General features: G+C 62.0%; 16 protein-coding genes. 2 read left to right on the forward strand and 14 right to left on the reverse strand.

Annotated elements, in window-relative coordinates:
- The 12 genes from tolA to CAF78_RS02415 all read right to left on the reverse strand — a co-directional run bounded on the left by tolA (nt 1) and on the right by CAF78_RS02415 (nt 9,245).
- Nucleotides 1–1,077 (reverse strand): cell envelope integrity protein TolA, encoded by a 1,077-nt coding sequence (tolA, locus tag CAF78_RS02360; protein WP_085675676.1) that lies wholly within the window; start codon nt 1,075–1,077, stop codon nt 1–3.
- Nucleotides 1,077–1,529 (reverse strand): protein TolR, encoded by a 453-nt coding sequence (tolR, locus tag CAF78_RS02365; RefSeq protein ID WP_085675675.1) that lies wholly within the window; start codon nt 1,527–1,529, stop codon nt 1,077–1,079. Before tolR ends, tolA begins: the two co-directional genes overlap by 1 nt.
- Before the next feature lie 14 nt (nt 1,530–1,543).
- Entirely contained in the window at nt 1,544–2,239 is a 696-nt protein-coding gene (tolQ, locus tag CAF78_RS02370; RefSeq protein WP_054883398.1) for a protein TolQ, read from the reverse strand.
- A 2-nt stretch (nt 2,240–2,241) separates the two neighbouring features.
- Nucleotides 2,242–2,694 (reverse strand): tol-pal system-associated acyl-CoA thioesterase, encoded by a 453-nt coding sequence (gene ybgC / locus CAF78_RS02375; RefSeq protein ID WP_085675674.1) that lies wholly within the window; start codon nt 2,692–2,694, stop codon nt 2,242–2,244.
- A gap of 125 nt (nt 2,695–2,819) precedes the next feature.
- Complete coding sequence (gene ruvB, locus CAF78_RS02380) at nt 2,820–3,866, reverse strand: Holliday junction branch migration DNA helicase RuvB (RefSeq protein ID WP_085675673.1); 1,047 nt, start codon at nt 3,864–3,866, stop codon at nt 2,820–2,822.
- The gene (ruvA, locus tag CAF78_RS02385; RefSeq protein ID WP_027919956.1) at nt 3,863–4,480 is read right to left on the reverse strand and encodes a Holliday junction branch migration protein RuvA; all 618 of its coding nucleotides are present in this window, start codon (nt 4,478–4,480) and stop codon (nt 3,863–3,865) included. The genes ruvB and ruvA overlap by 4 nt, the downstream gene beginning before the upstream one ends.
- Nucleotides 4,481–4,589: 109 nt before the next feature.
- The gene (ruvC, locus tag CAF78_RS02390; protein WP_085675672.1) at nt 4,590–5,114 is read right to left on the reverse strand and encodes a crossover junction endodeoxyribonuclease RuvC; all 525 of its coding nucleotides are present in this window, start codon (nt 5,112–5,114) and stop codon (nt 4,590–4,592) included.
- A gap of 140 nt (nt 5,115–5,254) precedes the next feature.
- Nucleotides 5,255–6,001: a YebC/PmpR family DNA-binding transcriptional regulator gene (locus CAF78_RS02395; protein ID WP_027919958.1), complete on the reverse strand. Its 747-nt coding sequence runs from the start codon at nt 5,999–6,001 to the stop codon at nt 5,255–5,257.
- A gap of 109 nt (nt 6,002–6,110) precedes the next feature.
- Nucleotides 6,111–7,886 carry an aspartate--tRNA ligase gene (gene aspS, locus CAF78_RS02400; protein ID WP_085675671.1) on the reverse strand — a complete coding sequence of 592 codons (1,776 nt, stop codon included), beginning with the start codon at nt 7,884–7,886 and terminating at the stop codon, nt 6,111–6,113.
- Nucleotides 7,887–7,980: 94 nt separating this feature from the next.
- Complete coding sequence (locus CAF78_RS02405; protein WP_027919960.1) at nt 7,981–8,202, reverse strand: FmdB family zinc ribbon protein; 222 nt, start codon at nt 8,200–8,202, stop codon at nt 7,981–7,983.
- Between the two features lie 92 nt (nt 8,203–8,294).
- Entirely contained in the window at nt 8,295–8,621 is a 327-nt protein-coding gene (locus CAF78_RS02410; RefSeq protein WP_085675670.1) for a ribbon-helix-helix domain-containing protein, read from the reverse strand.
- A 150-nt stretch (nt 8,622–8,771) separates the two neighbouring features.
- A complete protein-coding gene (locus CAF78_RS02415) occupies nt 8,772–9,245 on the reverse strand; it encodes a Dps family protein (protein ID WP_085675669.1) in 474 nt (157 codons plus the stop codon).
- Between the two features lie 277 nt (nt 9,246–9,522).
- Here CAF78_RS02415 and CAF78_RS28895 point away from each other — a divergent pair, with 277 nt between their 5' ends.
- The gene (locus tag CAF78_RS28895; protein ID WP_085675668.1) at nt 9,523–10,116 is read left to right on the forward strand and encodes a cold shock domain-containing protein; all 594 of its coding nucleotides are present in this window, start codon (nt 9,523–9,525) and stop codon (nt 10,114–10,116) included.
- A 39-nt stretch (nt 10,117–10,155) separates the two neighbouring features.
- On the opposite strand, the gene CAF78_RS02425 is transcribed toward CAF78_RS28895, so the two are convergent.
- Entirely contained in the window at nt 10,156–10,362 is a 207-nt protein-coding gene (locus CAF78_RS02425; protein WP_085675667.1) for a SlyX family protein, read from the reverse strand.
- Nucleotide 10,363: 1 nt separating this feature from the next.
- Entirely contained in the window at nt 10,364–10,783 is a 420-nt protein-coding gene (locus CAF78_RS02430; protein ID WP_085675910.1) for an HIT domain-containing protein, read from the reverse strand.
- Nucleotides 10,784–11,522: 739 nt separating this feature from the next.
- On the opposite strand from CAF78_RS02430, the gene CAF78_RS02435 reads away from it, so the two are divergent.
- Nucleotides 11,523–12,791, forward strand: coding sequence for an OprD family porin (locus CAF78_RS02435; RefSeq protein ID WP_085675666.1), 1,269 nt, complete (start codon nt 11,523–11,525; stop codon nt 12,789–12,791).
- The last annotated feature ends 30 nt before the right edge of the window (nt 12,792–12,821 follow it).

Here is a 12,821-nt window from a genome sequence, read left to right on the forward strand (position 1 = left end):
TCACAACGCTAGATCCTCAGGTGTAAATGTCATCTTGAACGAACGATAACGGTTGAAATCGCTCGGCTTCATACCCTGCATCTCGGTCAAACGACCAATGTTCTTCACTGCAGCCACCGCCGAACTGTCGAACGGACCGTCGCCACTGGACTTGATCACGCTGACACCGGTGACGGTACCGTCCGGCAACATGTTGACCTGCAGGGTCACCGTCATGCCCTTACGCGCGGAAGGCGGACGCGCCCAACCCTCGGCCGCGCGCATGCGGATCAGGTCGTCGAAGTCGCCGGCCACCTGGTCACCCTGCTCGTCAGCCAGGGCCTGCTGCCGCTCGGTGGTGTCGGACAACAGCTCGGCCAGGGCCTGGGCTTTCTTGTCTTCCGCCGACTTGCGGGCCGCTTCCTGTGCTTTCTTCTTCTGAGCATCTGCAGCGGCCTTTTTCTTGGCCTCTTCAGCTGCCTTCTTCTTCGCTTCCTCGGCCGCCGCTTTCTTCTTGGCGTCCTCGGCTGCTTTCTTCTTCGCGTCCTCGGCGGCCTGCTTCTTGGCCTCCTCGGCTGCCTTTTTCTTGGCTTCTTCCTCGGCCTGCTTCTTCGCCTCTTCCTCGGCCTTTTTCTTGGCGATGTCGGCCTGCTGCTTCTCGGCGGCTTTCTTCGCCTCTTCGGCTTTCTTGGACTCGGCGGCTTTCTTGGCTTCGGCAGCCTTCGCAGCTTCCTCGGCCTTCTTCGCCTCGGCGGCTTCGCGGGCTTCTTCAGCCTTTTGAGCGGCGTCGGCTTTCTTTTGTTCCGCGGCCTTGATGGCCTCCTGCTCGACCTTCTTCTGCTCCAGCTGCTCGACTTCGGTCTGGCGCGAGGCGGTTTTCTTCGCTTCCCCGGCAATCTTCTGATTGGTCTGGGTGGTCGCCTGGCTCTTCGACTTGAGCTGATACAGGGTAGCCTGAACGATCGGCTTGGAAGGCGGCAGTTCAGGCGTCATGGCAAAGCTGACGAACAGCAAGGCGAACACCAGCACATGCAGGCCGATGGCCCAGACACTGGGCCAGAAGTAGCTTTCCGAGGCGGATGGCTCTCGCTGTTGCATCAGGGCGCCTCGGTAATCAGGCCAACGTTACCGACACCGGCCTTCTGCAACCCGCCCATGGCGCCCATGACGGCACCGTAGTCGACAGCCTTGTCGCCACGAATGAAGACCTGGGTCTGCTTGCCCTGGTCGCGACCGGCGGCAATGATCTTGGTCACTGCGCTGGTCATGTCCGGCAAGGTCATGGCCTTGTCCATCTGCTTGTCGGTGTCGACTTCGCTGCCGAGGTTCCAGTAGTAGGTCTTGTCGGTCTTGATGGAGATGGTGAGGATCTGGACGTTGTTGTCCTGCGGCAAGGCTTCGCTGGAAACCTTGGGCAGGTCGACCTTCACGCCCTGGTTGAGCATGGGCGCCGTCACCATGAAGATGACCAGCAGCACCAGCATCACGTCGATGTAGGGCACCACGTTCATCTCGGCGACGGGCTTGCGTTTGTGGCGAACTCGGGCCATGGGCTTCTACCTGATTACTCTTCGCTGGTGTGCACTTTGCGGTGCAGGATCGCCTGGAACTCGTCGGCGAAGGTGTAGTAACGGCCAATCAGCACTTCGCTGCGCGCCGCGAAACGGTTGTAGGCGATGACCGCCGGGATCGCCGCGAACAGGCCGATGGCAGTGGCGACCAGCGCTTCGGCGATACCCGGGGCCACGGTGGCCAGGGTGGCTTGCTGGGCACTGGCCAGGCCGCGGAACGAGTTCATGATGCCCCAGACGGTACCGAACAGGCCGATGTACGGGCTGGTCGAGCCGACGGTGGCGAGGAACGGCAGGCTCTGCTCGAGCTTTTCTTCTTCACGCGAGATGGCCACGCGCATGGCACGCGCCACGCCTTCCATGACCGCGTCCGGGTCTACACCCTGCTGCTGGCGCAGGCGCGAGAACTCCTTGAAGCCGGCGCGGAAGACCTGCTCCACACCGGAATCCGGGTCCGGGTTGCTGCCTGCCTGACGATACAGCTTGGACAGGTCGATACCCGACCAGAAGCGCTCCTCGAAGGCATCCAGCGCACGACGACCGGCGCGCAGCATGGTGCTGCGCTGGAAGATCATGATCCATGAGGTGACCGAGGCGGCCACCAGGGTCAGCATTACCAGCTGTACCACCACGCTGGCATTGCTGACCAGACTCCACATGGAGGTATGGTCGACGACGTTAGCTTCCACGCTTATTCTCCTGCGTTCGATTGATTACCCGAGCCGTCCGCCACAAAGGCGTCGCGCAGCTGGGGGGGTATGGCTCGGGGTTTGAAAGTGTCGGCGCGCACGGCGGCCACCAGGAACTGCCCTTCGCAGAGCAGCGTTTCATCCTTTTCCCGCCAGACCTGCTGCACGAAGCGCAGGCTGGCGCGATTGAGTTCAAGTACTTGCGCGGTGACCCTCAGCTGGTCGTCCAGGCGTGCCGGCGCGTGATAGCGGGCTTCGCTGGAATGAACCACGAACAGCAGGTTGTCCTCGGCCAGCTGCGCCTGGGAAAACCCCAGATGCCGCAGGCGCTCGGTGCGCGCGCGCTCCATGAATTTCAGGTAATTGACGTAATACACCACGCCACCGGCATCGGTATCCTCGTAATAGACACGACAACGGTGTGCGAACGGTTCCAGGCCATTTTGCGCGCGCATACTCTAGTGCTTACTCCTCAGCTTGCCAATCCGCTGCGGCAACTGTTTTTTCTTCATTAATGTCGAATTGCCAGCGCACCATCGGCATGCCAGCGGTAGGACCACGAAAAGCCGGTTTTGATCTGTCATTCATCGCCTGGCTCGGAAAATTCACCCGCACCGCCCAGGCTGCCGGGCACATTCAAGCCAAAGTGCAGGTAGGCGTGCCGGGTAACCACGCGACCGCGCGGCGTGCGCATGATGTAGCCCTGCTGGATGAGGTAGGGCTCGAGCACATCCTCGATGGTGTGGCGCTCCTCGCTGATGGCCGCAGCCAGGTTGTCCACGCCCACCGGGCCACCGTCGAACTTCTCGATCATGGTCAGCAGCAGGCGGCGGTCGGAATGGTCGAAACCGCGCTCGTCGACGTCCAGCAGGTTAAGAGCCATGTCGGCCACCGCCTTGGTGATCTGGCCCTTGCCGCGCACCTCGGCGTAGTCGCGCACGCGGCGCAGCAGGCGGTTGGCGATACGGGGCGTGCCGCGGGCGCGTCGGGCGATCTCGTAGGCGCCGTGGTCCTCGATGGCCAGCCCAAGAATGTTGGCCGAACGGCTGACGATAGTGGCAAGGTCCTTGTCGCTGTAGAACTCCAGGCGCTGGACAATACCAAAACGGTCACGCAACGGGTTGGTGAGCATGCCCGCGCGGGTGGTGGCGCCTACCAGGGTGAACGGCGGCAGGTCGAGCTTGATCGACCGGGCCGCAGGGCCTTCGCCGATCATGATGTCGAGCTGGAAGTCCTCCATCGCCGGGTACAGCACCTCCTCGACCACCGGTGACAAGCGGTGAATTTCATCGATGAACAGCACGTCGTGCGGTTCGAGGTTGGTCAGCATCGCCGCCAGGTCGCCCGGCCGCTCGAGGATCGGCCCCGAAGTGCTCTTCACCGATACACCCATTTCCTGGGCGATGATATTGGCCAGGGTGGTCTTGCCCAGCCCGGGCGGGCCGAAGATCAGCGTGTGGTCGAGCGACTCGCCGCGCCCACGGGCCGCCTGGATGAACAGCGCCATCTGCTCGCGCACCACCGGCTGGCCGATGTACTCGTCCAGGCGCAACGGGCGGATCGCACGGTCCTGGACTTCTTCACGGTCGCGGCCATTGGCGGCGATCAGGCGGTCGGCTTCGATCACTTGGTAATCATCCCTTTAAGGCTGCGACGAATGAGCTCTTCGCTGCTCAGGCCGGCCTTGTCCTTGATCGCGGCGATTGCCTTGCTCGCTTCCTGCGGCTTGTAGCCCAGGGACACCAGGGCGCTGACCGCATCGGCTTCGGCGGAAGACTCGCTGGCCACCGGCAGCGGGCCATCGGAGACCAGGGTGAACATGGCCGGGGAGGTTTCCCAGGCCTTGAAGCGGTCCTTCAGCTCGACCAGCAGGCGCTCGGCGGTCTTCTTGCCGACACCGGGCACGCGCACCAGGACCGAGGCGTCCTGGGCCTGCACGCAGCGCACCAGTTCGTCCACTTCCAGGCCGGACATCAGCGCCAGGGCCAGCTTCGGGCCTACGCCATTCAGGCGGATCAGCTCGCGGAACAGCTCGCGCTCGCGCTTCTCGGCAAAGCCATAAAGCAGGTGGGCATCTTCGCGCACGACCAGGTGGGTATGCACGGTCACTGGCTCGCCGACCTTGGGCAGGCGATACAGGGTGGTCATCGGCACTTCCAGCTCATAGCCCACGCCGTTGACGTCGATAATCAGGTGCGGCGGCTGTTTCTCCGCCAGGGTGCCGCGCAAACGTCCAATCACGTTCCGATCCTTCCTCTCGGGGAGCCGGTCGAAGACCGCTCAACCCTATCAGCAAATGCACCGGGTGAACGTTTCACCCGAACAAAATGTGTATCAGCGCATGAAGCGCTTACAGACGCAAGCGCCCGCCGCGCCGCCGCGCCGTGGCCAGGCCGTGCGGCACCAGGCTGGAGCGGGTGTGGGCATGGCACAGGGCGATGGCCAGGGCGTCGGAGGCGTCGATCTGCGGCTTCTGGGTCAGCTTGAGCAGGTGCATGACCATCAGCATCACCTGCTCCTTGTTGGCCCCGCCGCTGCCGGCGACTGCCTGCTTGACCTGGCTGGCGCTGTATTCGGCGATTTCCAGGCCGGCTTCAGCGGCAGCCACGATGGCTGCGCCGCGAGCTTGGCCGAGCTTGAGCGCGGAGTCGGCGTTGCGCGCCATGAACACGCGCTCGATGCCCATGGTCACCGGGCCGTGCTGGGCGATGATCTCACTGACACCGCGAAAAACGATCTGCAACCGCTCTGGCAACTCGCCGCTGCCAGTGCGGATGCAGCCCGACGCCACGTACTCGCAACCTCGGGTGGTCTGGCGGACCACACCGTAGCCGGTGATGCGCGAGCCGGGGTCGATACCAAGAATCAGAGTCATAGCGCCTGCGTGTTCAAAATGTACCGGCCTATTCGCGGGCAAGCCCGCTCCCACAGGGATCGCACCACACTTGAACCCGGTGCAATATCTGTAGGAGCGGGCTTGCCCGCGAATAAGCCCTGTAAGCCAAGCGCAAAATCTTAGCCGAGTTTTTCCATGATCTCGTCGGAGATCTGCGCATTGGAGTAGACGTTCTGCACGTCATCCAGGTCTTCGAGCATATCGATCAGCTTGAGCACCTTTTCGGCGCCCTCCTGATCCAGCTCGGCGCTGGTGGTCGGCTGCATGACGATTTCTGCGTCGGCGGCCTTGAAGCCTGCTTCTTCCAGCGCGTTGCGCACGGCATAGAAGCTGTTGAACGAGGTGAAGACCTCGAACGAACCATCGTCGTTGGCCACCACGTCGTCGGCATCGGCCTCCATCGCGGCTTCCATCAGGGCGTCTTCGTCGATGCCCGGGGCGAAGCTGATCTGCCCCTTGCGCTCGAACAGGTAGGCCACCGAGCCGTCGGTGCCAAGGTTGCCGCCACACTTGGTGAAGGCATGGCGCACGGCGGCAGCGGTGCGGTTGCGGTTGTCGGTCATGGCCTCGACCATGATCGCCACGCCACCCGGGCCATAGCCTTCGTAGCTGAGCTCTTCGACGTTGTCGCTTTCGTTGGTGCCGGCACCACGGGCCACGGCGCGATCGATGATGTCACGGCTCATGTTGGCGCCCAGGGCCTTGTCCAACGCGAGGCGCAGACGCGGGTTGGAGCCTGGGTCGGCACCCCCTTGCTTGGCAGCGACGGTCAGCTCACGGATCCACTTGGTGAAGATCTTGCCTCTCTTGGCATCCTGGCGCTCTTTGCGGTGCTTGATGTTCGCCCACTTGGAATGACCAGCCATAACGACTCCGAATCCTTGAAACAGAAACAGGTTCCGCCCCGAAGGGCGGAACGTGGGAATACTGCGCCGAAGCGCCGGGGCGCACCCGCCGGGATGCGCCCGGGGCCGATTACTCGACCTTGGTCTGCTCGCGCAGACGGATGTGCAGCTCGCGCAGGGCCTTGGCGTCGACCATGCCAGGGGCCTGGGTCATCACGCACGCGGCGCTCTGGGTTTTCGGGAAGGCGATCACTTCACGGATCGACTGCGCACCGGTCATCAGCATGACCAGACGGTCCAGGCCGAAGGCCAGGCCACCGTGAGGCGGTGCACCGAACTTCAGGGCGTCGAGCAGGAAGCCGAACTTCTCTTCCTGTTCCGCCGCTTCGATGCCCAGGAGGCGGAATACCGCTTGCTGCATCTCCTTGCGGTGGATACGGATCGAACCGCCACCCAGCTCGGTGCCGTTCAGCACCATGTCGTAGGCACGGGACAGGGCCGTGGCCGGGTTGGCCTCGAGCTCTTCCGGGGTGCACTTCGGCGCGGTGAACGGGTGGTGCAGCGCAGTGAAGCTGCCGTCTTCGTTCTCTTCGAACATCGGGAAGTCGACCACCCACATCGGCGCCCACTCGCAGGTCAGCAGCTCGAAATCGTGGCCCAGGCGGATACGCAGCGCGCCCAGGGCTTCGCTGACGACCTTGAACTTGTCGGCACCGAAGAACACGATGTCACCGTCGACCGCACCAACGCGGTCGAGGATGGTGTTGAGGTTGGCCTCAGGGATGTTCTTGACGATCGGCGACTGCAGGCCTTCGACGCCCTTGGCGCGCTCGTTGACCTTGATGTAGGCCAGGCCCTTGGCACCGTAGATGCCGACGAACTTGGTGTACTCGTCGATCTTGCTGCGCGGCATGCTGGCGCCGCCCGGCAGGCGCAGGGCGGTGACGCGGCACTTCGGATCGTTGGCCGGGCCGGCGAATACCTTGAAGTCGACATCTTTCAGCTGGTCGGCAACGTCGACCAGCTCCAGCGGGATACGCAGGTCAGGCTTGTCGGAACCGTAGCGGCGCATGGCCTCTTCGAAGGTCATGTGCGGGAATTCGCCGAATTCCAGATCCAGCACTTCCTTGAACAGCTTGCGGATCATGCTCTCGGTGAGGCCCATGATCTCGGCTTCGTCGAGGAAGCTGGTCTCGATGTCGATCTGGGTGAATTCCGGCTGGCGGTCGGCACGCAGGTCTTCGTCGCGGAAGCACTTGGCGATCTGGTAGTAGCGGTCGAAACCGGCAACCATCAGCAGCTGCTTGAACAGCTGAGGCGACTGCGGCAAGGCGAAGAAGCTGCCTGCGTGGGTACGGCTCGGCACCAGGTAGTCACGCGCGCCTTCCGGTGTGGCACGGGTGAGGATCGGGGTTTCGACGTCGAGGAAGCCGTTTTCGTCGAGGAAACGACGGATGCTGCTGGTGATGCGCGAACGCAGGCGCAGCTTGTCGGCCATTTCCGGGCGACGCAGGTCGATGAAGCGGTAGCGCAGGCGGGTTTCTTCGCCGACGTCGGAGTATTCGTTCAGCGGGAACGGCGGGGTTTCCGCTTCGTTGAGCACGTTCAGCTGGTAGCCGAGGATCTCGATGGCACCGGACGCCATGTTGGCGTTCACCGCGCCGTCCGGGCGCTTGCGCACCTTGCCGGTGATCTGTACGACGTACTCGCTGCGCACGCGGTCAGCGGCGGCGAAGGTTTCGGCGCGATCCGGGTCGAACACGACCTGGGCCATGCCTTCGCGGTCACGGATGTCGAGGAAGATCACCCCGCCGTGGTCGCGGCGACGATGGACCCAGCCGCAAAGGGTGACTTCCTGGCCGTCCAGGCTCTCGTTCAGTTGGCCGCAATAATGGCTGCGCATCATGATGGTGGTTTCGCTTCTCGTGATTCGTGTGTTCGTTGGAGGCCTTGGCCGCCCAGAGGGCTAATACTGCAAGACCCGGCTACTGCAATTCAACTCAGTCGGCCTTGTCGCCGCCGGCCAGGTTCTTTTTCGCCCCGGTCTTGAAGTCGGTTTCGTACCAGCCGTTGCCACTCAGGCGGAAACCGGGGACCGACAGCAGTTTCTTCAATGCCGGCGCCTGACAGGCCGGGCAGTCGGTCAGCGGCGCGGCGCTGATCTTCTGCAGCGCCTCCATCCGGTGATCGCAGGAAGCACATTGATAGTCATAAAGGGGCATGAACGTCTCTCGTCAACCACAACGCTGGCTGCCGGGGCAGCAAAAAGCGGGATTATATATGGTTAACCGGCACTGCGCAGCCCGCCGGGCGATCAGCGTGCACTCGGCGGATCGCGCAACCAGGCGACACAGATCACCCGGATCAGCCCGCTGAAGTTGCGCACCCCGCCCTGGCGCAGGTGCACTTCGCGATCGACATAAGACAGCACGGCGCTGACCGAGCACTGGTTCGCTGCGGCAATCTGCTCGAGGATACCCCAATACACCGCCTCCAGGCGCAGACAGGTGGAAAAACCATTCAACCGCACCGAGCGCGATACGGGCTGAGTCTGCAACATGTCGAAATCGGCCTTGAACGGGTCTATGCACTGCTTGCCAGGCCAGTGCCCCACCCTCACCGCACGCTTGATTGCTTGCATCGCGCCACTTCCTCAGTTCAATCAACTGGGGCTCAATGAAGCGCGGAGCGAGGCGCCCAAAGCAGCGGCAAAACCTTCCCGCACAAACAAAACGGCCCGGCTGGAATGGATTCAGCCGGGCCTTCGGACAACGCCTACGCGTTTGGCCGATCAATTACCGTCGAGCAATACCCGTAACATCCAGGCGGTCTTTTCATGCACCTGCATGCGCTGGGTCAGCAGATCGGCGGTCGGTTCATCGCTGACTTTGTCCACCGCCGGGAAAATGCTGCGGGCCGTGCGCACCACCGCCTCTTGCCCCTGCACCAGCTGGCGGATCATCTCCTCTGCCGGCGGGACACCCTCTTCTTCCTTGATCGAGGAGTGTCGCGCATAGAAGGCATACGAGCCCGGTGCCGGAAAGCCCAGTGCGCGTATCCGCTCGGCGATCGAGTCGACCGCCAGCGCCAGTTCGTTGTACTGCTCCTCGAACATCAGGTGCAGGGTGCGGAACGACGGACCGGTGACGTTCCAGTGGAAGTTGTGGGTTTTCAGATACAGCACGTAGGTATCCGACAACAGGCGGGAAAGCCCTTCGACGATGGACTTGCGATCTTCTTCACTGATACCGATATCGATTGCCATGAAGTTCCCCTTTCCATAAGGCTTGATGATCAAGCGGGCCCGACACACTGTATCAATACTTGGCGCAACGCGCCCATGACACAGCGCAAGCCATCGGCGCCTGCCGCCTGCGGTTTGAGAAGCCCCCGCCTTTGCTGTTAAATAGGCACGGTGCCACCCGTGCGGACTGTCATTGCCGGGTGCATAGGCTGGCCTCCACGTGTTCGCGCTTTACACCTCATGCGCACCGTGCTGCCAGCTCTTCCTGTGATCGGCCTTATCAACTGTGAGCCAACCCATGTTCAAGATCGTCCACCTGGTGACGGGCGTCGCGGCTTTGCTGCTATCGCTCATGCCCAGCCTCAAACCCGATGCAACACCCTTCCTGCAGCAACCCGACGCGGTCTACCTGGCCCTGCTCGGCCTGCTCAACCTGCTGCTGGCCCCGGTCGTGCCACTGTATTACCGCGGTACGCGGCAACAGCTGCAATACCTGGCCTGCGCCCTGCTGGTGGTGGCGGTGGTCCTGCAGACCCTGACCCTGCTGGCACGCCCGGAAATGGGCAACCTGGCGGCGCTGGTCTGTGCCGCGCTGGCCGTGGCCCTGCACCTGGTGGCCGGCTTCGCCCGCAGCGGCAAGAAGGCACGCGCCAGCCAAGGTGCACCACTGGAAGCGGGCAAGCGTGATACCGGCACCGTGAAATGGTTCAACACCTCGAAGGGCTTCGGTTTCATTTCCCGCGATTCGGGCGACGACATCTTCGTCCACTTCCGCGCCATCCGCGGCGAGGGCCACCGCATCCTGGTCGAAGGCCAGCGCGTCGAGTTCTCGGTGATGCACCGCGACAAAGGCCTGCAGGCCGAAGACGTGGTCGCGGTGAACCGCCGCTGACCCTGCACCGCCCTGGGGCAAGCCCAGGGCGGCCACTTGTCAATAATGAGGTGGCGGCGCCTCTTCCCCTTCACTGCCGTACTGCCCGACCATTTCTTCATGGCGCTTGATCAGCTCGGCCATCTGCAGTTGCAGGCGTTCGATGACCCGCCCCTGCTCGACCACCACATCATTCAGCGCCTGGATCGTGTCGTCCTGGAACGCCTGACGGGTTTCCAGCTCGATGATGCGCGACTCCGGCGACATGTCAGGCCTCCTGGTAATCGTGGGTCAGCAGCGCACGCAGACGCTGACGAATGGCATCCACCTGCCCCGGTGCGTAGCCGACAGCCGGCACCTTGCCCCAGACGGGCGCCGGCCAGGCGGGATCACCCTGGTGGCGTACGATCACATGCATGTGCATCTGACTGACCACGTTGCCCAGCGTGGCAACGTTCATTTTGTCAGCCGCGAACTCGCGCTTGAGCACTTCGGCCAGATAGGTGGTTTCCTTCCACAACTGCGCCTGGTCTTCCTGGTTCAAGTCGAACAACTCGCTTACGCCTGCCCGCTTGGGCACCAGGATGAACCACGGGTAGTTGGCGTCCTTGCTGAGCAGCAGACGGCACAGCGGAAAGTCACCCAGCACCAGGGAGTCCTGCTGCAAACGCGAATCCATATCAAACACGATCAATCTCCAACAATAATTTCATGCGCCAAGGATACTCTGCTTCGCCCGCGCCAGCATGCGCCAGAAGCGCGGCTGCACGCTTTAAGCTCATGAATCTTCATCACTTGCACAACAGCGGTAACACAGCGCTACTTTTCGCACCAAAATGAGGCCTCAAAAGTGTGCGCCACTACGCTTCTACCCACACCAATGACTCAGGATCAACAGTTGCCGGTAACACATTGACTTTTATGGCAGCTTTTTCTTTTAGCCGCCCCCTTCAACGCGGTACACCATCAGACAACTCCCGCCCCGTATTTTCGGCACTTTCCGACCTTCGGCAGCAGGCTTTGTGAAAATTTCATGAACCGTTGTTAATTTTGAGCATGCTTGTTGCATTCCTTTCACGCCAAGTCGGCACGACACCTGCATTGACCGGGTGACGCGACAAATAACAACAGCGACATGGGATGCACCAGGGAGTTTCCCCAGCCGGAATCTGTAGTTACAGAATCATTACGGCAATGGAACAGCGCTGGTGTTGTACGAACCGGTTAACCGGGGCGTGATTTGCGACATGGAAATACCTGAAAGCGACATGGCCATAAAGTTCCCGAAAGGATGATTTTTGCCATATCGCCAAGAACAGTCAGCGTGCTATACATTTCCGCCGACATAACAAGAAAGAGCTGCCCCATATAACTAAAAGACTTGGGCGCAGCGGTACTCTTCCTAAAAACCAAAGGAGCAAATCACGATGCGCGTGATGAAGTGGAGCATGATCGCCCTGGCCGTTGCGGCAGGGACCTCGCAGATGGCAGTGGCTTCGTCCCAGGACGAGTCCAAGGGTTTCCTCGAAGACAGCAAGCTGAACGTCAAGACTCGCATGCTGTACTTCAGCCGCGACTTCCGTAACAACGAGCCAGGCACCCAGAGCCGCGTTGAAGAAACCGGCCTCGGCTTCCTCGGCACCTACGAGTCGGGCTTCACCCAGGGCGTGATCGGCGTCGGCGTCGATGCCATCGGCATGCTCGGCGTGAAACTGGACAGCGGCAAGGGCCGCCACAGCACCGGCCAGTTCCCGACTGACGCCGACGGCCGTGCGCAGGACGAGTTCTCCGAAGGCGGTGCAGCGGTCAAACTGCGCTTCTCCGATACAGTACTGAAAGTCGGTGACCAGTTCACCGCCCTGCCAGTGTTCGCGACCGATGACAGCCGCCTGCTGCCAGAAGTGGCTCAAGGCGCCCTGATCACCAGCAACGAAATCAAGGGCCTGACCCTGAACGCCGGTCACTTCACCGCGCTGAACGCACAGTCCCAGACCTTCCACGACAGCCTGCACCTCAAACAGGCCGACGTTATCGGTGGCACTTACGCCTTCACCGACAACCTGTCCACCTCGCTGTACTACTCCAAGGTCGAAGACTTCTGGCGCAAGTACTACGCCAACGTGAACTGGGCGCTGCCGCTGTCCGACAAGCAAGGCCTGGTGTTCGACTTCAACATCTATGACACCAAGAGCGATGGCTCGGCCGAGTACCTCGCCTTCGATGGCGACAAGCTGGACAACCGCGCATACAGCCTGTCCGGTGCGTACAACGTCGGCGCTCACACCTTCACCCTGGCCTACCAGAAAGTCTCCGGCGACGGCGATTATGGCTATGGCGTAGACGGTGGCGGCACCATCTTCCTGGCCAACTCCGTTGCCCGTTCCGACTTCAACGCCGAAGACGAGAAATCCTGGCAGGCCCGCTACGACCTGAACTTCGCCGAATACGGCATCCCGGGCCTGACCTTCATGACCCGTTATGTACGCGGTAGCGGCGCGAATGTCGCGAGCACCGGCAACGGCAAGGAATGGGAACGCGACGTAGACGTCAAGTACGTCCTGCAGGAAGGCCCGGCCAAGGACCTGAGCTTCCGCGTTCGTCAGGCTACCTACCGCTCCAGCGATGGCGTCTACTACGGTTCGAGCTCGATCGACGAACTGCGCCTGATCGTCGAGTACCCGCTGAGCATCCTGTAAGCCTGGCTTGCAGTGCCCCGCACCTGAAAA

The sequence above is a fragment of the Pseudomonas sp. R28(2017) genome, from assembly GCF_002112505.1.
Classification (GTDB): Bacteria; Pseudomonadota; Gammaproteobacteria; order Pseudomonadales; family Pseudomonadaceae; genus Aquipseudomonas.

Excerpts from the sequence above, each read along its gene's own strand:
- tolA (WP_085675676.1), bottom strand. The coding sequence starts at position 1,077 with ATGCAACAGCGAGAGCCATCCGCCTCGGAAAGCTACTTCTGGCCCAGT.
- tolR (WP_085675675.1), bottom strand. The coding sequence starts at position 1,529 with ATGGCCCGAGTTCGCCACAAACGCAAGCCCGTCGCCGAGATGAACGTG.
- ybgC (WP_085675674.1), bottom strand. The coding sequence starts at position 2,694 with ATGCGCGCGCAAAATGGCCTGGAACCGTTCGCACACCGTTGTCGTGTC.
- ruvC (WP_085675672.1), bottom strand. The coding sequence starts at position 5,114 with ATGACTCTGATTCTTGGTATCGACCCCGGCTCGCGCATCACCGGCTAC.
- CAF78_RS02395 (WP_027919958.1), bottom strand. The coding sequence starts at position 6,001 with ATGGCTGGTCATTCCAAGTGGGCGAACATCAAGCACCGCAAAGAGCGC.
- aspS (WP_085675671.1), bottom strand. The coding sequence starts at position 7,886 with ATGATGCGCAGCCATTATTGCGGCCAACTGAACGAGAGCCTGGACGGC.
- CAF78_RS02405 (WP_027919960.1), bottom strand. The coding sequence starts at position 8,202 with ATGCCCCTTTATGACTATCAATGTGCTTCCTGCGATCACCGGATGGAG.
- CAF78_RS02410 (WP_085675670.1), bottom strand. The coding sequence starts at position 8,621 with ATGCAAGCAATCAAGCGTGCGGTGAGGGTGGGGCACTGGCCTGGCAAG.
- CAF78_RS02415 (WP_085675669.1), bottom strand. The coding sequence starts at position 9,245 with ATGGCAATCGATATCGGTATCAGTGAAGAAGATCGCAAGTCCATCGTC.
- CAF78_RS28895 (WP_085675668.1), top strand. The coding sequence starts at position 9,523 with ATGTTCAAGATCGTCCACCTGGTGACGGGCGTCGCGGCTTTGCTGCTA.
- CAF78_RS02425 (WP_085675667.1), bottom strand. The coding sequence starts at position 10,362 with ATGTCGCCGGAGTCGCGCATCATCGAGCTGGAAACCCGTCAGGCGTTC.
- CAF78_RS02435 (WP_085675666.1), top strand. The coding sequence starts at position 11,523 with ATGCGCGTGATGAAGTGGAGCATGATCGCCCTGGCCGTTGCGGCAGGG.